16 protein-coding genes and 1 pseudogene are annotated in these 22763 nt (G+C 65.9%); 11 read left to right on the forward strand and 6 right to left on the reverse strand.

What is annotated here, in order from left to right:
- Positions 1-96: 96 nt before the first annotated feature.
- Together EA798_RS00850 and EA798_RS00855 are read right to left on the reverse strand one after the other, a co-directional pair.
- Complete coding sequence (locus EA798_RS00850) at positions 97-2649, reverse strand: TRAP transporter permease (protein ID WP_122097736.1); 2553 nt, start codon at positions 2647-2649, stop codon at positions 97-99.
- 121 nt (positions 2650-2770) lie between these two features.
- On the reverse strand, positions 2771-3736 hold the full coding sequence (locus EA798_RS00855) for a TAXI family TRAP transporter solute-binding subunit (protein WP_015275211.1): 966 nt from the start codon (positions 3734-3736) through the stop codon (positions 2771-2773).
- 598 nt (positions 3737-4334) lie between these two features.
- Between EA798_RS00855 and EA798_RS00860 the strand changes: the two genes are divergently transcribed.
- The 6 genes and pseudogenes from EA798_RS00860 to EA798_RS00875 all read left to right on the forward strand — a co-directional run bounded on the left by EA798_RS00860 (position 4335) and on the right by EA798_RS00875 (position 12273).
- Entirely contained in the window at positions 4335-5921 is a 1587-nt protein-coding gene (locus EA798_RS00860; protein WP_106157228.1) for a methyl-accepting chemotaxis protein, read from the forward strand.
- 284 nt (positions 5922-6205) lie between these two features.
- Positions 6206-6370 carry a hypothetical protein gene (locus EA798_RS20595; protein WP_015275213.1) on the forward strand — a complete coding sequence of 55 codons (165 nt, stop codon included), beginning with the start codon at positions 6206-6208 and terminating at the stop codon, positions 6368-6370.
- Positions 6371-6490: 120 nt separating this feature from the next.
- A pseudogene (locus EA798_RS20855) lies at positions 6491-6772 on the forward strand (PAS domain-containing protein); the annotation flags it as partial.
- 252 nt (positions 6773-7024) lie between these two features.
- Positions 7025-8071 (forward strand): methyl-accepting chemotaxis protein, encoded by a 1047-nt coding sequence (locus EA798_RS00865; RefSeq protein WP_420849500.1) that lies wholly within the window; start codon positions 7025-7027, stop codon positions 8069-8071.
- 133 nt (positions 8072-8204) lie between these two features.
- Entirely contained in the window at positions 8205-10127 is a 1923-nt protein-coding gene (locus tag EA798_RS00870) for a sensor domain-containing diguanylate cyclase (protein WP_122098162.1), read from the forward strand.
- A gap of 226 nt (positions 10128-10353) precedes the next feature.
- Positions 10354-12273 carry a sensor domain-containing diguanylate cyclase gene (locus EA798_RS00875; protein ID WP_244221247.1) on the forward strand — a complete coding sequence of 640 codons (1920 nt, stop codon included), beginning with the start codon at positions 10354-10356 and terminating at the stop codon, positions 12271-12273.
- A 12-nt stretch (positions 12274-12285) separates the two neighbouring features.
- Here the strand turns inward: EA798_RS00875 and EA798_RS00880 are convergent, their stop codons facing one another.
- A complete protein-coding gene (locus EA798_RS00880; RefSeq protein ID WP_122097738.1) occupies positions 12286-13689 on the reverse strand; it encodes a sensor histidine kinase in 1404 nt (467 codons plus the stop codon).
- On the reverse strand, positions 13682-14353 hold the full coding sequence (locus EA798_RS00885; RefSeq protein ID WP_106157230.1) for a response regulator: 672 nt from the start codon (positions 14351-14353) through the stop codon (positions 13682-13684). Before EA798_RS00885 ends, EA798_RS00880 begins: the two co-directional genes overlap by 8 nt.
- Positions 14354-14534: 181 nt before the next feature.
- Here EA798_RS00885 and EA798_RS00890 point away from each other — a divergent pair, with 181 nt between their 5' ends.
- The 5 genes from EA798_RS00890 to EA798_RS00910 all read left to right on the forward strand — a co-directional run bounded on the left by EA798_RS00890 (position 14535) and on the right by EA798_RS00910 (position 19861).
- Entirely contained in the window at positions 14535-15797 is a 1263-nt protein-coding gene (locus tag EA798_RS00890; RefSeq protein WP_122097739.1) for an OprD family porin, read from the forward strand.
- 27 nt (positions 15798-15824) lie between these two features.
- Positions 15825-16799 carry a tripartite tricarboxylate transporter substrate binding protein gene (locus EA798_RS00895; RefSeq protein WP_122097740.1) on the forward strand — a complete coding sequence of 325 codons (975 nt, stop codon included), beginning with the start codon at positions 15825-15827 and terminating at the stop codon, positions 16797-16799.
- 78 nt (positions 16800-16877) lie between these two features.
- Positions 16878-17321, forward strand: a complete 444-nt coding sequence (locus tag EA798_RS00900) for a tripartite tricarboxylate transporter TctB family protein (protein ID WP_122097741.1) — start codon at positions 16878-16880, stop codon at positions 17319-17321.
- A 1-nt stretch (position 17322) separates the two neighbouring features.
- Positions 17323-18837, forward strand: a complete 1515-nt coding sequence (locus EA798_RS00905) for a tripartite tricarboxylate transporter permease (RefSeq protein WP_122097742.1) — start codon at positions 17323-17325, stop codon at positions 18835-18837.
- Between the two features lies 1 nt (position 18838).
- Entirely contained in the window at positions 18839-19861 is a 1023-nt protein-coding gene (locus EA798_RS00910) for an AbrB family transcriptional regulator (protein WP_122097743.1), read from the forward strand.
- On the opposite strand, the gene EA798_RS00915 is transcribed toward EA798_RS00910, so the two are convergent.
- Both EA798_RS00915 and EA798_RS00920 read right to left on the reverse strand, forming a co-directional pair.
- Complete coding sequence (locus tag EA798_RS00915) at positions 19858-21537, reverse strand: Na/Pi cotransporter family protein (RefSeq protein ID WP_122097744.1); 1680 nt, start codon at positions 21535-21537, stop codon at positions 19858-19860. The genes EA798_RS00910 and EA798_RS00915 overlap by 4 nt on opposite strands.
- Positions 21538-21672: 135 nt before the next feature.
- Complete coding sequence (locus tag EA798_RS00920; RefSeq protein WP_122097745.1) at positions 21673-22569, reverse strand: cache domain-containing protein; 897 nt, start codon at positions 22567-22569, stop codon at positions 21673-21675.
- Positions 22570-22763 lie beyond the last annotated feature (194 nt).

Consider the following 22763-nt stretch of genomic DNA (forward strand, 5'->3'; position numbering starts at 1 on the left):
GCTGTTTTCGAGCACCGGCCAGGCGTTGCCACGATCGAAAAAAGAAACCCCGGCCGCATGTCCTGTGGCCGGGGTTTCTTCTTGCAGCGGCTGCAATCAGCGCCGTTGGCGTCGCCGCTGCATCCAGACGATCAGCGCGAACAGCAGGAAGCCCGGCGCCCACATGAGCTCCTTCGGCCAGCGATCGGTCGGTGCGCGCACCGAGAGGATCTGCTGATCGAACTCCAGACCTGCCTCGGCCGCCGGACTGCCGAAGGTCACGCTGTCGACCAGCAGCTTGCCGTCCTCTTCGTAAGTCATCAGGCCGATCTTCTCCAGCTTCTCCTCGCCCGATGCGCCGTCCGGGATCGCCAGCAACAGGACGAACTCGCGCGGGTCACCCACGGCGTCTTCGCCCAGCACCCGCAGGCGCAGCTGGCTGTCTTCGTCGACGCTGCCCAGGGCCCTGACCAGCTGCGCCGGCGGAATCTCCTGGTAGGGATCGTGGATCATGTCCATCCAGAATCCCGGGCGGAACAACGTGAAGGCGACCAGCAACAGCAGCAGGCTCTCGTACCAGCGGCTGCGTACCAGGAAGTAGCCCTGCGTGCCCGCGGCAAACACCAGCATGGCGATCGTCGCCACGATGAAGATCAGCACGCCGTGCCAGAAGTCCACGCCGATCAGCAGCAGGTCGGTGTTGAAGATGAACAGGAACGGCAGCGCTGCGGTGCGCAGGCTGTAGTAGAAGGCGGTCACACCGGTTCTGATCGGGTCGCCCTTGGACACGGCTGCCGCCGCGAACGAGGCCAGGCCCACTGGTGGTGTCACGTCAGCCATGATGCCGAAGTAGAAGACGAACAGATGCACCGCGATCAGCGGCACGATCAGGCCGTTCTGCTGCCCCAGGGAAACGATCACCGGCGCCAGCAGGCTGGACACCACGATGTAGTTGGCCGTGGTTGGCAGGCCCATGCCGAGGATCAGGCTGAGGAAGGCGGTGAGCAGCAGCATCAGCAGCAGGTTGCCCATCGACAGCAGCTCGACCAGATCGGCCAGCACCAGCCCGACCCCGGTCTGCGACACGGCGCCGACGATGATGCCGGCCGCTGCGGTGGCGATGCCGATGCCGATCATGTTGCGCGCGCCGGCGATCAGGCCTTCGCGCAGGTCGATCACGCCGTCCATGAAGGTGCCGTCGCGATGGCTGCGGTCATGACGCATCCACGACAGCAGCGGGCGCTGGGTCAGCAGGATGATCACCAGCATCACCGAGCCCCAGAAGGCCGAGAGGCCGGGCGACAGGCGCTCGATCATCAGGCACCAGACGAGCACCACCACCGGCAGCAGGAAATGCAGCCCGGAGAGCAGCACCGGACGGGTTTCCGGCAGCTTTTCCAGCGGCATGTTCGGGTCTTCATGGGGCAACGGCGGGTTGCTCGCGGCGATCTTCAGCAGGCCGAGATAGACCAGTGCCAGCAGCGCACCGATGACCCACAGTGCGGAATCGCCGAGCAGCGGCTTGAGCCAGCCAAGGCCGTAATAGACGCCCAGCGACAGGCCGGAAATCAGCGCGGCGCCAAAGGCGAAGCCGATCAGGCGTTGCATCCAGGGTTTGGCCACGTTGGCTCGCGGCAACGCCTGCAGGCCGAGTTTCATCGACTCCAGATGGACGATGTAGATCAGCGCGATGTAGGAGATCAGCGCCGGCAGGAAGGCATGCTTGATCACCTCCACATAGGGAATGCCGACGTACTCGACCATCAGGAACGCCGCGGCACCCATCACCGGCGGCATGATCTGGCCGTTGACCGAAGAGGCCACTTCCACCGCGCCGGCCTTTTCTGCCGAGAAGCCGGTGCGCTTCATCATCGGGATGGTGAAGGTACCGGTGGTCACCACGTTGGCGATCGACGAGCCGGAGATCAGGCCGGTCATGCCGGAGGCCACGACAGCGGCCTTGGCCGGGCCACCACGGAAATGTCCGAGCATGCTGAAAGCCAGCTGGATGAAGTAGTGCCCGGCCCCGGCGCGCTCGAGCAGGGCGCCGAACAGCACGAAGAGGAAGACGAAGCTGGTGGACACCCCCAGCGCGATGCCGAATACGCCTTCGGTGGTGATCCACTGGTGGTTGGCCAGTGCGGTGAAGCTCACGCCGCGGTGGGCCAGCAGGCCGGGCATCCAGGGGCCGGCGACGCTGTAGATGAGAAACACCAGGGCGATGATCGCCAAGGGTGGGCCGAGGGCGCGGCGCGTGGCTTCCAGCAGCAGGGGAATACCGATGCAGGCGGTCACCAGATCCATGGTGGTCAGGTTGCCGGGGCGTTGCGCCAGCTGCGAGTAGGCGATGAACAGGTAGGCCGCACTGGCTGCGGCGACCAGGCCAAGGGCGATGTCGACCAGCGGCACGCGATCACGCGGCGAACGTTTGAATGCGGGGTAGGCGAGAAATGCCAGTAAAAGGGCGAACGCCAGGTGAATCGAGCGGGTTTCGGTGTCGTTGAGCACGCCGAAGCCGAGAACGAACGGTAGTGGCGAGGCGATCCACAGCTGGAAGAGCGACCAGAGCAGCGCAAGCCCGGCGATTACCGCGGCCATCGGCCCGACGGGTGAGCGCGCACCGACATCCTGGGCGATCAGTTCCTCGGTGGACAGTTGTTTGTCTTGCATGAAATGAGGCCTGTTTTTTCAGGTAACGGAACCGCGAAAACCCGTGGCCATCCGGCGCACGGGTTCTCAGCGAGGCATCGCAGCGATCAGGGCCGCCTCGGCGAGGCAACCCCGGCGAGCCTTACAACCAGCCGCGTTCCTTGTAGTAACGCTCGGCGCCTTCATGCAGAGGCGCGCTCAGACCGACTTCGATCATCTCTTCCGGCTTCAGGTCCTTGAACGCCGGGTGCAGACGCTGGAAGCGCTCGATGTTCTCGAACACCGATTTGACCAGCTGGTAGACCACTTCGGCATCGACCTTGGAGGTGGTGGAGAGCACGGCCTTGCCGCCGATGGACTGAGTCGCCTGGTCGTTGCCCTTGTACAGACCGCCCGGGATCTCGGCCTTGGTGTAATAGCTCTTCTCTTCCAGCAGCTTGTCGATCTCAGGACCGGTAATCGGCACCAGCACCGCATCGGTGGTGGTGGTCGCTTCCTGGATCGCGCCATTGGGGTGGCCTACGAAGTAGGTCATGGCATCGATGTTGTTGTCGCCCAGCGCGCTGGCCTGTTCGGCCGGCTTCAGCTCGGCGGCCAGGGAGAACACCGATTGATCCCAGCCCTTGACCTTCATGATCTCTTCGAGGGTGTCGCGCTGGCCGGAACCAGGGTTGCCGATGTTGACGCGCTTGCCCTTGAGGTCGTCGAGGCCCTTGATGTTGGCGCTGCGGCGGGCGAGTACGGTGAAAACCTCGCTCTGCAGGGAGAACACTGCACGGATGTCGTCCATTTTCCCTTCTTTCTCGAAGGGGGCGACGCCTTCCATTGCCTTGTACTGGTGGTCGGATTGCATGATGCCGAAGTTGAATTCGCCACTGCGCAGGCCGTTGACGTTGGCTACGCCGCCGCCGCTGGCCGGGGCGTTGCACTTGATGTTTTCCGCATTGCGGTTGACGAAGCGGCAGATCGATTGCCCGGCAACGTAATAAACGCCGGTCTGGCCGCCAGTGCCGATGGTGACGAACTTCTCTTGCGCCTGTACCACTCCGCTCAGGCCGGTTCCCGCCAGAGCAGCGGTAAAGATCCATGCCAAGGATTTGCCTTTCATGGATGCACTCCTTTTTGGTTGTTTTCGGATTCCCGGGCATCCCTTGTGAGTCTGCGCGGAATTTGAGTCTAGCAGGCGCCCGGCTCGGGAACAGCCCGGAGCTTTGGACCCGTCTCTCCGATCCGTTAGTTTCCGCGCCCACAGCTAGGACCGGATCGGCTGGCAGTGGTTGCGTGCGGCTGGCCGTATTTTGTTGTTCATAAGTTGTACATCATGCCTTTCTTGTATAGGATAAGTCCGTTCATGACTGGCTGAAGAAACCGACCAAAGGCGTAGGACTTCAGTCGCATTGTGGGGTTTCCTGGGTGATAGCATCATGCCATCAGCCTTCAGGCATGAAGGCGTGCTGTCGGACAGGGCCAGGGGCCTGACGAACGAAGCGCCAACAGGGATCACCGCAGGAGGTGAGTCATTGCTGGCGCTTGTTTTGCGCCCCGTCGCATAAGAACAAAAACGATACACAGACCCGCTTGGCCGTCTACAGCAGGGAATCGTCGCAAGGCGCGCAACGCAAGGAACGCACGAAGCACCGTGGTGCATCGATCGAGACGTCCTCGGCGGAATAGAACAACCGTTCGCCTTGTTCACGAGACCCGCCATGCGCATGAATCTCCCGGTCACCGGCCGCGACGTTTCCTTCAGCGAGACCGCCAATATCCTCTCCACCACGGATCTCAACGGTGACATCACCTATGTGAATCCGGATTTCATCAAGATCAGCGGCTTCGAAGAAAGCGAGCTGATAGGCCAGCACCACAACATCGTCCGGCATCCGGACATGCCCACCGAAGCCTTCGCCGATCTGTGGGGCAGCGTACGTGGCGGCAAGTCCTGGATGGGCATGGTGAAGAACCGCTGCAAGAACGGTGACCACTACTGGGTCAGTGCGTTCGTCACGCCGATCAGCCGCAATGGGCGGGTCATGGAGTACCAGTCGGTACGCACCAAGCCGCAACCGGCCCAGATCGCCGCCGCCGAGCAGTTGTATGCGCAGCTGCGCGACAAGCGCGCACCGGCCGCATTGCGCCGCAAGCCGCTGAGTGCCCGCAGCCGGGTCGCGTTGTTCGCCGCGTTGGGCGCAGCGCCATGCGTCGTCGCGGGCGGCCTGCTGGGCGGCGCTGGCTTTGCCATCGCCCTGGCTACCGCAGCGGTAGCCGCCTTGGGTGCCGGCGGCTTGGCCTACCTGGCACTGGCGCCCTTGCAGCAACTCGCCGAGCAGGCACGTCAGATTGGCGACAACCCGGTGGGTCAGTTGATCTACGCCGGCCGGCGTGACGAGTACGGCCAGATCGCCTTCGCCATGAAAATGCTGGAAACCGAGGCCGGCGCCATGGTCGGCCGGATCGGCGATGCCTCCCGCCAGCTCAGCCAGCATGCTCATGAACTGCTCGGTGCAATGGAAAGCAGCACGCAAAGCGCGTCCCGCCAGCAGAGCGAAACCGATCAGGTGGCTACGGCGATCAACCAGATGGCCGCCAGCGTGCAGGAAGTGGCGAACAACGCCCAGCGCACCGCCGAAGCTGCCAGTCGTGCAGATAGCGAAACCGCAACCGGCACCGAGGTGGTCAATCGCACGGGGGCCGCCATCGGCCAGCTGGCCCAGGATATCCAGCAGGCAGGTGATGTGATTCATGAACTGGAAGCGCACAGCAACGACATTACCAAGGTGCTGGACGTCATCCGTGGCATTGCCGAGCAGACCAACCTGCTGGCGCTCAACGCAGCCATCGAAGCTGCGCGTGCCGGGGAGCAGGGGCGAGGTTTTGCGGTGGTTGCCGATGAGGTGCGCAGCCTGGCTTCGCGCACCCAGCAATCGACCCAGGAAATCAACAGCATGATCGGCGCGCTGCAGGGCGGGGCGCGTCAGGCGGTGGAGGTCATGCAGCGCAGCCGCGAGCAGGCGATGCAGAGTGTCGAGCACGCCGCCCAGGCGGCGCGCTCGCTGCAAGGCATCAATAGCCGCGTCAATGAGATCAGTGAAATGAGCCAGCAGATCGCCGCGGCGGTCGAGCAGCAGAGCGCGGTCAGCGAGAACATCAATCAGAACATCGTGAGTATCCGTGGCGGTTCCGATCATCACGTCGCCAACGGCCTGCGCAGCCGCCACAGTGCCTCCGGTGTCGCCGAACTGGCCAACAGCATGGAGGTGCTGGTGCAACAGTTCTGGACCCGCCGTCGCAGTTGAGGGGTACCGCCGTGCGCCGCAACGGTGCATCGGCAGAGCTACCGTTGTATGCCTGAATCGACAGGCTTGTTCCGGCGATCAGGCGTAGGCAAAATGCTACCAGTTTCGCATTTTGCGAAAGTTGCTTTACCGCTCAGGACAACCGGACCTGATAGCTAAGGCGCCCGCCGTGACACCCCGCCAGGGATGTACGCCGGGCGTCTTTTTTTTTGGCTTGAAAATCGGCCGGTTCGGACTGACGGAACCGGCACCCAACCTGCATATGAGTGCACGAAGAAGAACCAATGCTGAGCGAACAAACCTTGCGCGATGCCCTGGAAGAAACCATCCAGGTACTGGAGCGTACCCGCCGTTCGTTCAAGTCGCGGGAGCTCGGCCAGTTGCGCCGACGCCTGATCGATCTGCTTGAACAACTGGAAACCGATGCGGGGGAAAAAGAGGAGGACTGAGCACCGATTCGTCACACCACTGTTACAGGATGCTGATCGCATTCTTCGAGAGCGCCGCCACCAGAAGCGGCGCCAGTCCTGCCTTGCGTATTCAGACCCATTTCCAAGGAAGATCTGTCTATGCGTCTCAACCAACCGGTCAGCGGCCGCGAAGTCGTCGTCGGTGAAACCGCGAATATCCTCTCCACCACTGACCTGAAGGGCACAATCACCTACGCCAACCCCGATTTCGTCGCGATATCCGGCTTCAGCGAAGATGAACTGCTTGGCCAGCCGCACAACATCGTGCGTCATCCGGACATGCCCGAAGCGGCCTTTGCCGATCTCTGGCAAACGCTGCAGGCGAACCGCTCGTGGATGGGGATGGTGAAAAACCGCTGCAAGAACGGCGATCACTACTGGGTGAGTGCCTTTGCCACGCCGGTCAGCCGTGACGGCAAGGTCAAGGAATATCAGTCGGTACGCACCCGTCCGCAGTCCGAGCAGATTCGTGCGGCGGAGGCGCTTTACGCTCAGCTGCGTGACGGCCGCGGCATGCCGAGACTACGCGGCACGGTTGATCTGCGCGAACGGGTGGCGCTGCTCGCCGCCGCTGGCGCTGCCGGCGGGGTGGTCGTGGGCACCGTGCTGGCTGCGTCGCCAATCGCAGCAACGCTGGCAGGGCTTGCGCTTGGTGGCGCGGTCGCCGTGGCGGTAGGCATGACCCTGTTACCGCTGTCGCGCCTGGCGCGGCAGGCACGGCAAGTCGGCGACAACCCGGTCAGCCAGCTGATCTATACCGGACGCAAGGACGAAATCGGCCAGATCGAATTCGCCATGAAGATGCTGGAAACCGAGGCGGGTGCGATGGTCGGACGCATCGCCGACAGTAGCCGGCAGCTCAGCGACCACGCCCGTGACCTGCTTGGCGCCATGCATGGCAGTACCCAGAGCGCTGCGCGTCAGCACCAGGAGACTGATCTGATCGCCACCGCCATCCAGCAGATGAGCGCCAGCGTGCAGGAGGTTGCGCTGAATGCGCAGCGCACCGCCGAAGTGGCTGCGCGAGCCGACAGCGAAGCGGCCAGGGGGCGTGAGGTGGTCGGCCGCACCGGCAGCAGCATCATCCGCCTGGCCAGTGATATCCAGCAGGCCGCTGAGGTCATCCACCAGCTGGAAAACCACAGCCAGGAAATCAGCCGGGTACTCGAGGTGATCCACGGCATCGCCGAGCAGACCAATCTGCTGGCGCTCAACGCTGCCATCGAAGCGGCACGAGCCGGCGAACAGGGCCGAGGCTTTGCCGTTGTCGCCGACGAAGTGCGCCAGCTGGCGTCACGCACATCCCTGGCGACTACCGACATCCAGCGGATGATCGGCTCGTTGCAGACTGGCGCCCGCGAAGCCGTAGACGTCATGCAGCGCAGCCGGGAGCAGGCAGAGCACAGTGTCAGCCATGCTGATCAGGCCGAGCATTCGCTCAGCGGGATCAACAGCCGGGTCAACGAGATCTGTGCGATGAGCAGCCAGATCGCCGCGGCCGTCGACCAGCAGAGCTCGGCCAGTGAGGAGATCAGTCAGAGCATTGTCAGTATCCGCGGCAGCTCCGACGACCATGTCGCCAGCGGGCTGCACAGCCAGCGCAATGCAACCGGCGTTGCCCTGCTGGCCGATGGCATGCTTGAGCTGGTGCAGCAGTTCTGGGCCAGGCGACGGGGCTGAAGGAAGCAGTCTGTCGCCCGGGCAGGACAGCTTGATGGCCAGGTGGCATCATGCGCGTGTCGGTGCTTAGATAATGGCGCCGGTTTGCTGGCAGTTTGCCGGCAGTTCCAGCGCCACCGAGGCACGCCCGCGCATGATCCGCATCTTCTTGCTGTTGATAGTCTGCCTGACTACGTTGCCGTGGACCGCCCTAGTGATGGCGGCCGCGCAGGCGCCGGTGCTGCAGACGCGCACCGAAGCGCCGCCGCAGGTCGGCGTGGTGGAGTATCTGCTTGGCGAGCCCACAGCGGATTTCGTCGATATAGCCGCTGCAGATCGGCAGTGGCAGATACTGACCAAGCCCAACCTCGGCAAGCAGCGCGAGGGTGCATGGCTGCGCTTCACCCTGCACAACCATGGCGATGACGCCGAGCGCTGGTACCTGCTGCTGAAGTGGCCGGTGGTCGATCGCGTCGCGGTACGTCTGCATTACCCGCAGAGCGAGCGCTGGGGTACGGCGATGCTCGCCGGCGATGCGCTGGCATTGAGCGTGCGTCCGCTGGCCGATCATCACTTCGTCTATCCGCTCGAGCTACCTCCGGGTGAGCCGGTGGTGGTCTACATGCAGGTGCAGGCCAGAGAAATCCTGGCGCTGCCGCTGGAGCTGATCGACGAGAAGCAGCTGATCGAAGGCAAGTTGCGCGATGTCACCCTGGTCAGCCTGTTCTTCGGCGGCATCCTGGTGATCGTGTTGTACAACTGCAGCCTGCTGATCTTCACCCGTGATCGCAGCTATTTTCTCTACGTGCTCTACCTGCTGAGCGCCGTGTTCTACGTGCTGACCATCACCGGCTTCGGTCAGCTCTACCTGTGGCCGGAAATACCCGAGCTGTCGGCGCGCTTCTACGGACTTTCCGCGGCGTTGTGCTTTTTCACACCGATGCTCTTCGCCCTGCGCTTTCTCGGCATTCGACGCTACGGCGGCTGGGTCTGGACGGTGTCCATCACGCTGACCTGCTACTGGGGGCTGGTCACCCTGACAATCCTGCTGGCGCCGCTGCTGGCGCGCTACCTGTTCATGGAACACGTCGCGCTGCTGCATTGCGTGCTGACCATGGCGGTGACGCTCAATCTGTGGGCGCGCGGTAACCCGTCGGCGCGGCTGTTCAGCATCGCCTGGAGCACCTTGCTGGCGTTCACGGTGATCAACCTGCTGGCACTCAACGGCACCCTGCCGCTCAATGCCTGGACGCTGAATGGCCAGCTGATCGGCATGTTCACCGAATTCGTCCTGCTCTCCATGGCGCTGGCCGAGCGTATCAACGTTGAGCGCAATCGACGTATCGCCGCGCAGCAGCTGGCCCTGCAGGCCTCGGAGTCGCTTGCCGAAGAACGCGCCCTGCATCTGCAGGCCAAGCAGGCGGCGCTGGACTTCCAGTTGCACACCAACGAGTTGCTCGAGGCGCGGGTCTTTGAGCGCACTCGAGCGCTGGAGGAGGTGAGGCAGGGGCTGGAGGCCGCCAATGCCGAACTGATGCGCCTGAGCACTACCGACGCGCTGACGCAACTGGCCAACCGCCGGCGTTTCGATCGCCTGCTGGACGAGGAAATTCGCCGCGCCAGACGCAGCGGCAGCCCGCTGTCGGTACTGCTTGCCGATATCGATCACTTCAAGCGGGTCAACGACAGCTATGGGCATCCTTTCGGTGACGAGTGCCTGCGCCAGGTGGCGGCGGTGCTCGCGGCGCATTGCCAGCGTGCCGGTGACGTGGCGGCGCGTTATGGCGGGGAGGAGTTCGTCGTGTTGCTGCCGGGGCTTGACGCCGAGCAGGCCTTCGCCCTGGCGGAGTCGATCCGCTGCACGATCGCGAACCTGCAGCTGCAGCATGGCGACCAGCCGGTGGCGCTGACCATCAGCCTCGGCGTCGCCACGCTGACACCTGCGCTCGTCGCGCCAGCCGAGCTGCTGGCAGCGGCGGATTCGGCCCTCTATCAAGCCAAGAATGGCGGCCGCAATCAGGTGGTCTTGGCCTGTGGAATCAACGCTGGCGAGCAGGCTCGGGTCCTCAACGCGTGATCATTGTGAAACGCTCTCGCCCTCAGCCTTTCGCATGTCGATGGCTGGCGGCGTGCTTGAGCGCAATGAAAACAGGGAACGCCTAGCGCGCGCCTAAATACAAAAATTTACATACAATGGCTCGCCTCAAGCCCCGGTCACCCGCCGGAGCCGCGCCAACGTCGCCACGTCGTTCTGAAGCGCTCCCGTCTCGAATTCAGACGGTGCTCCCGGCCATGAGAATTCGATGCCTTTCAATGCGCTGCTGATCCTGTGCTTCATGCTGCTATTCGGCGCTACGCCGGGCCGGGCCGTGGCTGAGAACAGCGTATTAATCGACAGTCGGCACGCGCCTGGGCTGCAGGTTGGGCAACCGGAGTACGCGCTTGGCCGGTTGGAGGCAGGCTTCGACCGGGCGCGCGGGGACGACTGGGGCTGGCAGCCAATGCATGTACCCAATCTGGGCCGCCCGCCAGCAGGGGCATGGGTACGATTCCCCGTGCACAACCTCCAGACGAACGCCAGCAGCTGGTATCTGGTGCTCAAGTGGCCCGTGCTCGACCGCGTTACGCTGCGCCTCTACTACCCGCAGCAGGAGCGATGGGGCGAGCCCATGGTCGCTGGCGATACGCTGGCGGTCAGTCAGCGACCGGTGGTCGATCACAACCTGGTCTTCCCGCTGCACCTGCAGCCCGGCGAGCAGGCGGTGGTCTATCTACAACTTGAGGCCAGCGAACTGATGGTGCTGCCACTGGAACTGGTCGACGAGACGAGCTTCATCGAGGGCAAGGTGCTCGATACGGCGCTGTTCAGCCTGTTCTTCGGCGGCATGATCGTCATCGTGCTGTACAACCTGAGCCTGCTGATTTTCACCCGCGATCTCAGCTATCTGCTGTACGTGCTGTATCTGCTCAGCGCAATGTTCTACGTCGCCACCATGAGCGGCTTCGGCCAGCTGGTGTTGTGGCCCGGCGCACCGCCCTTCTCGGCGCGCTTCTACACGCTTTCGGCGACCCTGTGTTTCCTAACTCCACTGCTTTTCGTCGTGCGGTTTCTGCAGGTTCGTCAGTACGGCGGCTGGGTCTGGCACGTCACCTGGGTGCTGGGCTGCTACTGGATAACGATGCTGTTGGCGGTGCTGCTGATTCCCCAACATGCGCACTGGTTGTTCATGGAGTACGTGGCGCTGCCCTATTGCCTGATCAGCCTGGCGGTGACGCTCACGTTGTGGGCCCGCGGCAATGTATCGGCGCGGCTGTTCAGCATCGCCTGGATAACCCTGCTGGGTTTCACCGTCATTCACCTCCTGGCGCTGTGGGGCTACATGCCGCTCAATCGGCTGACGCTGCATGGCCAGCTGATAGGCATGTTCATCGAGTTCGTCCTGCTGTCGATGGCGCTTGCCGAACGGATCAACCTGGAGCGCAATCAGCGCATCGCCGCCCAGCAGCTGGCGCTGGAGGCCTCGCGGAACCTGGCTGACGAGCGTGAGCAGCATCTGCAGGCCAAGCAGCAGGCACTGCTGATCCAGCAGCGCGCCAACGAGGAGCTGGAAAGCCGGGTGGTGGCGCGTACCAGGGCGCTCGAGGAGGTCCGTCACGGACTGGAGCTGGCGAATGCCGAGCTGCTCAGGCTGAGCTCCACCGATTCTCTGACTCACCTCGCCAATCGTCGCCAGTTCGATCAGCTGCTCGAAGACGAGGTCCGCCGCGGACGCCGCAACGGCGCACCGTTGACAGTCCTGTTGGGCGACATCGATCACTTCAAGCGAATCAACGACACCTACGGCCATCCTTTCGGCGACGAATGCCTGCGCCGGGTCGCTGCGATACTCCAGCAGCATTGCCAGCGAGCCGGGGATCTCGCGGCGCGCTATGGTGGTGAGGAGTTCGTCATCACGCTGCCGGCAACCGGCGGGCCGCAGGCGGTGCTGCTGGCCGAGCGGATGCGGCGGGAGGTCGAGCGCCTGGAGCTCGACTGCGACGGCGAGCGCGTCAGCCTGACCATCAGTTTTGGCGTGGCGACGCTCGATCCGCAAGCCGCCGCGACGCCGCTGGAGTTGCTCGGTGCGGCAGACCGCGCGCTCTACGAGGCCAAGCGCAGCGGCCGCAACTGCGTTGTCGAGGCAGGCAAGTCCAGTCCGGATGGCGCAATCATTGTTGCCTGAGGTGCCGCCGCTTCAGCCCTCCTCAACCGGTATGAAGCGCACCCGCACCAGCAACCCGCCCAGCGCACCCTGATCGAGGCTGATCTCGGCGCGGTGGGCGCGGACGATTTCGCCGACGATGGCCAGCCCCAGGCCGGCGCCATGGCCGCTGGTGTCGCGGCGGTAGAAGCGGGCAAAGACGCGATCGCGCTCGGCGACCGGAATGCCAGGGCCGTCGTCCTCCACCTCCAGCACGGCGCCGTCGAGCACCCGCAGCACCACGTTGCCGCCACCGAGGGTGTGCGCCAGGGCGTTGTCCAGCAGGTTGCTCAGCAGTTCGCTGATCAGCGTCGGTTCGCCGTCGATCCACACCGGCGCCTCGGCTTCCAGGGCCAGGGCGACGCCGCGCTTGTGCGCCAGTGCCGCCATCGCCAGGCCCAGCTCGCGGGCCAGCTGCGAAAGGTCCAGGCGCTGCGCGCCGCCCTCGGCGATGGACTGTGCGCCGCTTTCGATGCGCGCCAGGGAAAGCAGCTGGTTGGCTAGGTGGATGACCTTGTCGGTGCTCTGCCCGGCGTCCTCCAGCGTGCTGCGCCAGGCGGCGGGGTCCGCGTCGCGCAGGCCCAGCTCGATGCGCGCCTTGAGTGCCGCCAGCGGTGTGCGCAGCTCGTGGGAGGCGTCGGCGATGAAGCGTGCCTGGCGTTCGAACTGGCCGCGCAGGCGTTCGGTGAAGCCGTTGAGCGCGACCACCAGCGGGCGCAGCTCGCGTTGCACGCTGACCAGCGGCAGCGGCCGCAGATCGTCCGGTGCGCGCTCCTGCACCGCCTCGCTGAGCCGGCCCAGCGGCCGCAGCGCGGCACTCACCGCCAGCCACACCAGCAGCAGCGCGGCGACGGCCATCAGGCCGACCCGCCACAGGGTATCGGTGAGCAGGCTGCGTGCCATGCGCTCCCGGGCGCCGAGGGTCTCGGCCACGCGGATCTCGGCGATGCCGTTGAGCTCCGGCTCGCTGACCGGCTGCAGCAGGCTCACCAGGCGCACGCCCTGGCCCTGGAATTCGCCATCGTAGAAGCGCGCCAGGGCCGGGTAATCGTCGGTGCGCGGGGTGTCGGCGGCAGGGGCGGGCAGGTTCTCGTAGCCGCTGACCAGGCGCCCCTGGATGTCCAGCACCCCGTAGTAGATGCGTCCGGCGCTGTCATAGGCGAAGGTGTCCAGCGCCACGTAGGGCACGTTGGCGCGCAGCACGCCCTCGTGAGTGACCAGGCCGTCGGCGATGGCTCGGGCAGAGGCGAGCAGGGTGCGGTCGTAGGCGGTATCGGCAGCGGCACGGCCGTTCCAGTAGGCACTCCAGCCGCTGAACAGCAGCAGCAGCGCGAGCAGGATCGCCAGCCGGCGCAGCAGCCGGGCACGCAGGCTGCCGGCGACCTCCGGCTCAGCCATCGAGCGCCTCGAGCATGTAGCCTAGGCCGCGGAAGGTGACGATGCGCACCGGCTGGCCCTCGAGCTTCTTGCGCAGGCGGTGGACGTAGATCTCGATGGCCTCGGCGCTGGCGTCCTCGTCCAGGCCGAACACCTGGGCGGCCAGCTGGTCCTTGCTCATCACCCGGCCGGGACGGGCGATCAGTGCCTCGAGCACACCCTGTTCCCGAGAGGTCAGGGTCAGCGGCTCGTCGGCCAGGCTGAAGCGCCGCGCATCCAGGTCGTAGACCAATACACCGCAGCGCTGCTGGCGCTCGCCGCCGCCGACGCTGCGCCGCAGTAGCGCCTTGACCCGCGCCTCCAGCTCGGACAGCTCGAACGGCTTGGCCAGGTAGTCGTCGGCACCGAGGTTGAGGCCGTGCACGCGATCGCTGACCTCACCGCGCGCGGTGAGCATCAGCACCGGCAGCGTCTTGCCGCGCTCGCGCAGGCGCGCCAGCACCTGAAAGCCGTCCAGCCGCGGCAGCCCGACGTCGAGAATCGCCAGCGCATAGTCCTCGCTGGCCAGCGCCAGGTCGGCGGCGATGCCGTCGTGCAGCAGGTCCACGGTCCAGCCGGCGCCACGCAGCGCCTGCGCCACACTCTCGGCCAGCTGGGGGTGATCCTCGACCAGAAGAATCCGCATTGCCTGTCCTCTGCCATTGCGACGGGGCGCCAGTGTAGCGGCAGACGGCAAGAGTCGCCGCAGGCTTTCGACGCTGAAAGGCTGGCGAAAGCTTGACCCCATAGGATCGCTTACAGGTGGCTCGATCCACCTCGCGCGGCGCATGCGCCGTCACAACAAAAACAATAGTGGAGATACCCCGATGCTGACTGCCGTCAGACGCTCACCCGCTCCTGCTCGTCTCGCTCTCGCCGTTGCCGCCGCCTCGCTGGCGCCGCTCGCCCAGGCCGCGTTCATCGAAGACAGCAGTGCAACCCTGCAGACCCACAACATCTACCTGAACCGCGATTTCCGCGAAGGCACCGCCCAGTCCAAGCGCGAAGAGTGGACCCAGGGTTTCATCCTCGACGTGCAGTCCGGCTTCACCGAAGGCACCGTCGGCGTCGGCCTGGACGCACTCGGCATGCTCGGCGTCAAGCTGGACTCCGGCGGTGGCCGCGCCGGCACCGACCTCTTGCCGGTGCAGGACGATGGCGGCACCCCGGACGAGTTCAGCCGCCTGGGTCTGACCGCCAAGGCCAAGATCGCCGAGACCGAGCTGCGCTATGGCTCGCACATCCCGGAGATGCCCGTGGTCAAGGCCAGCGACAGCCGCACGCTGCCGCAGGTGTTCGAAGGCGGCACCGCCACTTCCAAGGATATCGAAGGGCTGACGCTGATCGGCGGGCGCCTGGACAAGGTCATCGACCGCGCCTCGACCAACTCCCAGAACCTGCAGCTGAACAACAAGAACAGCCGCTTCGCCAGTGCCGCCGAGGCCGACCACCTGACCTTCGCCGGGGCCGAATACGCCTTCAACAAGAACCTCACCGGCCGCTACTACTACGGCGAGCTGGATGACGTGTACCGCCAGCATTTCTTCGGTCTGCTGGCGGTCAAGCCGCTGACCGACAACTCCGCGCTGAGCGCCGATCTGCGCGTGATGTTCAGCGACGACACCGGCGCGGCCAACGCCGGCAAGATCGACAACCAGGCCTGGAACGGCATGCTCGGTTACAGCCTCGGCGGGCACAAGGTCAGCCTCGGCTACCAGCAGATGCGCGGCGATACCGGCTATGCCTATATCGATGGCAGCGATCCGTTCCTGGTCAACTTCGTGCAGATCAACGACTTCGCCAACGCCGACGAACGCTCCTGGCAGGCCCGTTACGACTACAACTTCGCCGCCATGGGCATCCCCGGGCTGACCTTCCTGACCCGTTACATCTCCGGCGACAACGCCGAATACGCGGGCGGCAGCAACGGCAGCGAATGGGAACGCGACATCGAGCTGAAGTACGTGGTGCAGAGCGGCCCGCTGAAGAACGTCGCGGTGCGCTGGCGCAACGCGATGTTCCGCTCCGACTTCGCCCGCGACGCCGACGAGAACCGTCTGATCGTCAGCTACAGCCTGCCGATCTGGTAAACAGAACAAGAACGCGAGGAACACCTGATGAAAACCAGACTCAGCCGTATCGCCCTGCTGTCGTCCTGCCTGCTGCTCTCCAGCCAGCTGCTGGCCGAGCCCAAGCGCCCCGAGTGCATCGCCCCGGCCAAGCCCGGCGGCGGTTTCGACCTGACCTGCAAGCTGGCCCAGAGCGGCCTGAAGGACGCCGGCCTGCTCAAGGCGCCGATGCGCGTCACCTACATGCCCGGCGGCGTCGGCGCGGTGGCCTACAACGCCGTGGTCGCCCAGCGTGCGGCGGAGGCGGGGACCATCACCGCCTTTTCCAGCGGCTCGCTGCTCAACCTCGCGCAAGGCAAGTTCGGTCGCTATGACGAAACCGCGGTGCGCTGGCTGGCCGCGGTCGGCACCGACTACGGCGCCATCTCGGTGCGTGCCGATGCGCCCTACCAGAGCCTCGACGACCTCATCGCCGCGGTGAAGAAGGACCCGGGCAGCGTGGTGTTCGGCGCCGGCGCCACCATCGGCGGGCAGGACTGGATGCAGACCGCGCTGATCGCCCGCGCCGCCGGGGTCGATCCGCAGAAGCTGCGCTATGTCGCCTTCGAGGGCGGCGGCGAGACGCTCACCGCCATGCTCGGCGGCCATGTGCAGGTCACCTCCAGCGGCCTCGGCGAAGTCACCCCGCAGCTCGACGCCGGCAAGATCCGCATCCTCGCCGTGCTCTCCGACGAGCGCCTGCCGGGCAAGCTGAACGGCATCCCCACCGCCAAGGAGCAGGGCTACGACATCAGCTGGCCGGTGATCCGCGGCTTCTACATGGGGCCGGAAGTCTCCGACGAGGACTTCAACTGGTGGAAGAGCCAGTTCGACAGCCTGCTGGCCGACGAGGACTTCGCCAAGCTGCGCGAGCAGCGCGACCTGTTCCCGCTGTCGATGACCGGCGATGAGCTGAAAGCCTTCGTCGAGAAGCAGGTGCAGGACTACAAGGCGCTGGCCGGCGAGTTCGGCCTGGTCAAGTAACGCGAACCGGCCCGCGCCCGCGGGCCGCACGGCGGACCTGGCAGCTGCCGGGTCGCCGAACCCCTGAGGTATCCCGTCATGTACGTACGTGTCTTCGCCGCGGTGTGGCTGCTCGCCTGCGCCGGCCTCGCCCTGCTCGCCTGGGGCTTCGAGGCGCCCTTCGCCTACGACCCGGTCGGGCCGCGCGCCTATCCGCTGCTGCTGCTGTTCCTGATGGCCTGCGGCGCGGCGTGGCTGCTGTTCAAGCCGCATGGCGAGCCGACGCCAGCGTTCGATCGTGCCAAGGCGCAGCGGGCCGTGCTCTGCGTGCTGGCGCTGCTGGCCTACGCCCTGCTGTTCGAAATCCTCGGCTTCGTCATCAGCACTGCCCTGGCCGGTTTCGCCCTCGGCCTGCTGTTCAACGGTCGCCTGTGGCCCAGCGTGATCAGCGGTGCGCTGCTCGGCGTGCTGCTCTACGGGCTGTTCGATTACCTGCTGGACGTACCGCTGCCGCTTGGCCTGCTGCGTCTGCTGGAGAGCTGAAATGGAAACACTGAATTTCTTGATGCAGGGCTTCGATGTCGCCACCCGGCCGACCAACCTGCTGGTGGCGCTGTTCGGCGCCTTCGTCGGCACCGTCGTCGGCCTGCTGCCGGGCCTCGGCCCGATCAACGGCGTCGCACTGCTTTTGCCGCTGGCCTTTGCCCTCGGTCTGCCGCCGGAGACCGCACTGATCCTGCTGGCTGCGGTGTACCTCGGCTGCGAGTACGGCGGCCGCATTTCGGCCATCCTGCTCAACGTGCCGGGCGACGCCGCGGCGGTGATGACCACCCTCGACGGCTACCCGCTGGCCCGTCAGGGCAAGGCTGGCATCGCCCTGTCGCTGTCGGCGGTGAGCTCGTTCGTCGGCAGCATCATCGCCACCTGTGGCGTGGTGCTGTTCGCTCCGCTGCTGGCCAAGTGGGCGGTGGCCTTCGGCCCGGCGGAATACTTCGTGCTGATGATCTTCGCCATCGCCTGCCTCGGCGGCATGGTCGGCGACAAACCGGTGAAGACCCTGATGGCCGCGCTGATGGGCCTGGCGCTGGCCACCGTGGGTGTCGACTCGACCACCGGCGTCTACCGCTTCACCTTCGGCAGCGTCAGCCTGTCCGACGGCATCCAGTTCGTCATCGTGGTGATCGGCTTCTTCAGCGTCAGCGAGATCCTGCTGATGCTCGAAAAGACCCACAGCGGGCAGAAGGCGGTCAAGGCCAGCGGCCGGCTGCTGTTCAACTTCAAGGAGTTCTGTCTGACCTTCTGGACCATGGTGCGCAGTGCCGTGGCCGGCTTCGTCATCGGTACCCTGCCGGGCGCCGGGGCGACCATCGCCAGCGCCATGACCTACATGAGCGAGAAGCGCATGGCGGGCGACAAGGGCCGTTTCGGCGACGGCGACCTGCGCGGCCTGGCGGCACCGGAAGCGGCGAACAACGCCTCGGCCTGCGGCTCGCTGATCCCCATGCTGACCCTCGGCGTGCCGGGTTCGGGCACCACCGCGGTGATGATCGGCGCACTGACGCTGTACAACATCACCCCGGGCCCGCTGCTGTTCGAACAGCAGCCGGACGTGGTCTGGGGCCTGATCGCCTCGCTGTTCATCGGCAACGTGATCCTCTTGATCATGAACATCCCGCTGGTCGGCCTGTTCTCGCGCATGCTCAGCGTGCCGAACTGGGTGCTGGTACCGACGATCACGGTGATCAGCATGGTCGGTGTGTATTCGGTGCACAGCACCGTGTTCGACCTGGTGCTGATGGTCGGCCTCGGCGTGTTCGGCTACCTGCTGCGCAAGCTGGACTTCCCGCTGTCAGCGCTGATCCTCGGTTTCGTCCTCGGCGAGATGATGGAAGACAACCTGCGCCGCGCGCTGTCGATCTCCAACGGCGAGCTGGGCATCCTTTACGGCAGCCCGATCACCCTGGCGCTGTGGGCGCTGACCGTGGCGATGCTGGCCATGCCGGGGCTGCGCTGGTACCTCAAGCGCCGTCGCGGCAACGCGGTCGAGGCACAGGCCTGATATGCGCCAGCGGCTGCCGGCCTGGTGGGCGACGCCGCTGATCGGTGCGTTCGGCGGCTGGCTGGCGAGCCTGGCCAACTGGCCGCTGCCGTGGATGGTCGGCTCGCTGCTGGCGGTGATCGCCGTGCGCTGCAGCGGCTGGCTGGTGAGCGAAGTGCCGCGCGGCCGGCAGGTCGGGCAGTGGATCATCGCCAGCGCCATCGGCCTGCATTTCACCGGTGAGGTGATGCGCGAGGTGCTGGCGCACTTCGGCGTGATCCTCGCCGGCGCTGTCGGCACCCTGCTGCTGGGGCTGATCGGCATCTTCATCCTGCTGCGCAGCGGCAGCGACCGTGCCACCGCGTTCTTCGCCAGCATGCCGGGGGGCGCCAGCGAGATGGTGGTGCTGGCCAACCGGCACCAGGCGGAGGCGGCCAGCGTGGCGGCGGCGCACAGCCTGCGCCTGCTGCTGGTGGTGCTGGTCGTGCCGGCGCTGTTCACCTGGGGGTTGCCGACCGTCGCGGCGCCGCCCGCGGCCCCGGTGAGCTGGCCCTGGCTCGCCGTGCTGCTGCCGGCCGGTGGCCTGCTGGCGCTGCTCTGGAAGCGTCTCGGCCAGCCCAACCCCTGGATGCTCGGCCCGCTGACCGCCTGCGCTCTGGCCAGCGTGGCGTTCGACCTGCACATCGGCCTGCCGGGCTGGGCCGGCGCGCTCGGCCAGTGGCTGATCGGCTGCTCGCTGGCCTGTCATTTCGACCGGCCGTTCTTCCGCAGTGCGCCGGCCTTCCTGCTGCGCATCCTGCTGTTCACCCTGCTGGCCATGCTGGTCGCCGCCGCGCTGGGCGGTGCACTGGGCTGGCTGACGGCGCTGGACGAGGTGTCGCTGATGCTCGGCATGATGCCCGGCGGCATCACCGAGCTGTGCCTGACCGCCGAAGCCCTGCAGCTGTCGGTGGCGCTGGTTACCGCGGTGCAGGTGCTCAGGCTGTTTCTGGTGATGTTCCTCGCCGAGCCGTTGTTCCGCCTCTGGCAGCGCCGCGCAGGCTAGGCGGGACGCCCCGGCAGGTGCGGCTCGCTGGGCAGCACCTCACGGTTGGTGTCGCCGGCAGTGCGCGGCTTGCCCGGGCCTTCCAGAGCCGGATAGGCGGCGCTGCAGAACAGCGAATTGAGCCGTTTCATGTCGGCAATCAGCTCCAGATGCGCCGCGCTGGTCTCGATGCTTTCCACCACCTGCTGGTGCAGGCGCTGCACGTGGGAATGGGCCAGTTCGCGCTCCAGCTTGCGGAACTGGCGCTTCTGCTGCAGAAGCTGGCGCGCACCGTGGGAGTCGCCGGAGATGAATACCGACAGGCCCAGCCGCAGGTTGGCGCTGAGCTGGGCGTGCAGCTGACCGAGTTCCTCCAGCCCGCTGTCGGAGAAGGAACGGCGCTTGGCGGTCTTGAGGTTCTGCACCTTGCTCGCCATGTGCTCGATGATGTCGCCGGCCTGCTCCAGATTGATCGCCAGTTCGATGATCTCCGCCCAGCGCCGGCCTTCCTGCTCGGCCAGGTCCTCGCGGGGCATCTGCGCCAGGTAGAGCTTGACCCCGCTGTAGAGCGCATCGACGTCGTCGTCCAGGCGGCGGATCTCCTCGCCCGGTTCGGCACGGTCCTCGCGCAGCACTTCCAGCAGGCGCGCCAGCATCAGCTCCACCATGTCGCCGATGCGCAGGGTCTCGCGCACTGCATTGGCCAGCGCCAGGCTCGGTGTGTCCAGCGCCGCCGGGTCGAGGTGCCGCGGCTGCGCCACGCCGTTGTCCAGCTGGCGCTCGGGCAGCAGGCGCTCGCACAGCCGGCTCATGGGGTGCACGGTGGGCAGCAGGAGCAGGCAGCGCAGGCTGTTGTAGACCAGGTGGAAGCCGATCACCTGGGTCTGCGCGCTGTAGCCGAGGGTGTCCATCCAGGCCACCAGCGGTACGAGGAAAGGCAGCACGATGAGGCCGGCGAGCTTGTACAGCAGGTTGCCCAGTGCCACCCGCCGCGCCGAGGCCGGCTGCAGGCTGGCGTTGAACCAGGCGAGCAGGCCGCTGCCGATGTTGGCGCCGATCACCAGGCCGAGTGCCACCGGCAGGCTGATCAGGCCGGCGCCGGCCAGCGTCGAGGTCAGCAGCACCGCCGCCAGGCTGGAATACGACAGGACGGCGAACAGCGCACCCACCAGCACCGCCAGCAGGGTGTCGCCGGCGAGCGAAGAGAACAGCACCTGCATGCCGCGCGCCTCGGTGATCGGCTCGGCGGCGTGCACGATCAGCTGCAGGGCGAGGATGATCAGGCCGAGGCCGATCAGCACGCGGCCGATCTGGCCGGTGCGGCTCTGCTTGCGCGAGAGGAACAGGCTGACACCGACCAGCGTCAGCAGCGGCGACAGCCAGGACAGGTCGAGGGTCAGCACCCGCGCCATCAGCGCGGTACCGACGTCCGCGCCAAGCATGATCGCCAGTGCCGTGGGCAGCGCCATTAGACCCTGAGCGACAAAGGAAATGGCCAGCAGCGCGGTGGCATTGCTGCTCTGCACCAGCGCGGTGACGCCGATGCCGGCGCCGAAGGCCAGCGGCGCGTTGCCCATGCTCTGGCCGAGCATGCGCCGCAGGTGCGAGCCATACACCCGCATGATCCCGGTGCGCACGATGTGCGTACCCCAGACCAGCAGGGCAATGGACGACAGCAGGTGCAGCAGGGTCAGCATGGTTCGGGCTCCTGCCCCGGCGCGCGGCAACGACGACAGCCCGCGTCATGAAGACGCAGATCTGCACCGGGGATAATCGATTGACCCTGGCCCGCCGGCCCCGTTCACCGAACCGTCACAAACCCCGCGAACGCCTCAGGGGCGGGTGTAGTAGCCCACACCCAGCAGCACGTCGTCGACCCGCTGGATCAGCGTGTGCTTCTGCTCGACCGCATTGGTCGCCGGGTTGCGCCAGACGTAATCCACCGTGCCCGAACCCTGCTTGCGTGCCAGTTCGATCATCTCCTTGAACAGCGGCTTGCCGGCGGCATCGTTGACGTTGCGCACATCGACGCCCACCAGGTTCGGCGAGCTGCCGCTGGCGCGGTAGCGACCGTCGTCCAGGCCGATGACGAAGACGTACTCGTCCTGGAAGACGAAGCCGCCGCGCGGGTCGTTGAAGCTGCGGAAGGCGGCCTCGGCACCCTTGTCCCTGACCTGCTGCACGGCGCGGTCGAGCAGCGCCTTGGCATGCTCGGCGGTGGCGCGGGGGATGTAATAGCCGACGCAGAGCACATGGTCGCCGATCTTGCGGAACTGGCTGATCTTGTTCTCGACCTTGTTGTCGGCGGGGTTGAGCCACTTGTACTCGACGTCGCCGCTGTCCTGCTTGGCCGACTTGTCGAGGATTTCGCGGATGAATGATTTCCCGGAGGCGTCCTTGAGGTCTGCGACGTTCAGTCCGACCAGGCTGGCCGACGGGCCGCTGCTGGCCTGCATGGTGCCGTCCTCACCGAGCACGAAGATGTAGTACTGGCCGTGGACGAATTCGCCGCTGCGGTCGTTGAAGGCGGCCAGCGCCTGCTCCGGGCCCTTGGCCTGGAAGGTCAGCACGGCCTGGTCGAGCAGGGCGCGGGCCTGGCTGGCGTGGCTGCGCTCCACCGAGCCCAGCGTCCGCTGCTGGGCCGGTTCCTGTGCGTGCAGCAGCAGCGGCACGGCGCCCAGCGTGGCAGATAGAGAGAGGGCGAGCAGCTTCTTGCGGTTCCGGTTCATGAACGACTCCTGACCTGATGGCGGGCGACTAAGCGGCCGCCCCGTATCCCCATGCTAGGCAGCCGCGGCGTAATTGATATTGGTCGAGAGAAGCAAAAGGGCAGGGCGAAAGGAGGAGATGTACGGCGACACGAGTTGTCGCATGGCGGGTGCAAGCTGAAATCGCCGGCTCGCTCCCCTGCGGGGCGGCCTGT

The sequence above is a fragment of the Pseudomonas songnenensis genome, assembly GCF_003696315.1.
GTDB classification, from domain to species: Bacteria; Pseudomonadota; Gammaproteobacteria; order Pseudomonadales; family Pseudomonadaceae; genus Stutzerimonas; species Stutzerimonas songnenensis.

What these genes read in the sequence shown, in the direction of transcription:
- EA798_RS00900 (WP_122097741.1), top strand. Translation starts at nt 16,878, where the DNA reads ATGTACGTACGTGTCTTCGCCGCGGTGTGGCTGCTCGCCTGCGCCGGC.
- EA798_RS00890 (WP_122097739.1), top strand. Translation starts at nt 14,535, where the DNA reads ATGCTGACTGCCGTCAGACGCTCACCCGCTCCTGCTCGTCTCGCTCTC.
- EA798_RS00880 (WP_122097738.1), bottom strand. Translation starts at nt 13,689, where the DNA reads ATGGCTGAGCCGGAGGTCGCCGGCAGCCTGCGTGCCCGGCTGCTGCGC.
- EA798_RS20595 (WP_015275213.1), top strand. Translation starts at nt 6,206, where the DNA reads ATGCTGAGCGAACAAACCTTGCGCGATGCCCTGGAAGAAACCATCCAG.
- EA798_RS00915 (WP_122097744.1), bottom strand. Translation starts at nt 21,537, where the DNA reads ATGCTGACCCTGCTGCACCTGCTGTCGTCCATTGCCCTGCTGGTCTGG.
- EA798_RS00860 (WP_106157228.1), top strand. Translation starts at nt 4,335, where the DNA reads ATGCGCATGAATCTCCCGGTCACCGGCCGCGACGTTTCCTTCAGCGAG.
- EA798_RS00875 (WP_244221247.1), top strand. Translation starts at nt 10,354, where the DNA reads ATGCCTTTCAATGCGCTGCTGATCCTGTGCTTCATGCTGCTATTCGGC.
- EA798_RS00905 (WP_122097742.1), top strand. Translation starts at nt 17,323, where the DNA reads ATGGAAACACTGAATTTCTTGATGCAGGGCTTCGATGTCGCCACCCGG.
- EA798_RS00855 (WP_015275211.1), bottom strand. Translation starts at nt 3,736, where the DNA reads ATGAAAGGCAAATCCTTGGCATGGATCTTTACCGCTGCTCTGGCGGGA.
- EA798_RS00910 (WP_122097743.1), top strand. Translation starts at nt 18,839, where the DNA reads ATGCGCCAGCGGCTGCCGGCCTGGTGGGCGACGCCGCTGATCGGTGCG.
- EA798_RS00895 (WP_122097740.1), top strand. Translation starts at nt 15,825, where the DNA reads ATGAAAACCAGACTCAGCCGTATCGCCCTGCTGTCGTCCTGCCTGCTG.
- EA798_RS00870 (WP_122098162.1), top strand. Translation starts at nt 8,205, where the DNA reads ATGATCCGCATCTTCTTGCTGTTGATAGTCTGCCTGACTACGTTGCCG.
- EA798_RS00920 (WP_122097745.1), bottom strand. Translation starts at nt 22,569, where the DNA reads ATGAACCGGAACCGCAAGAAGCTGCTCGCCCTCTCTCTATCTGCCACG.
- EA798_RS00850 (WP_122097736.1), bottom strand. Translation starts at nt 2,649, where the DNA reads ATGCAAGACAAACAACTGTCCACCGAGGAACTGATCGCCCAGGATGTC.
- EA798_RS00885 (WP_106157230.1), bottom strand. Translation starts at nt 14,353, where the DNA reads ATGCGGATTCTTCTGGTCGAGGATCACCCCCAGCTGGCCGAGAGTGTG.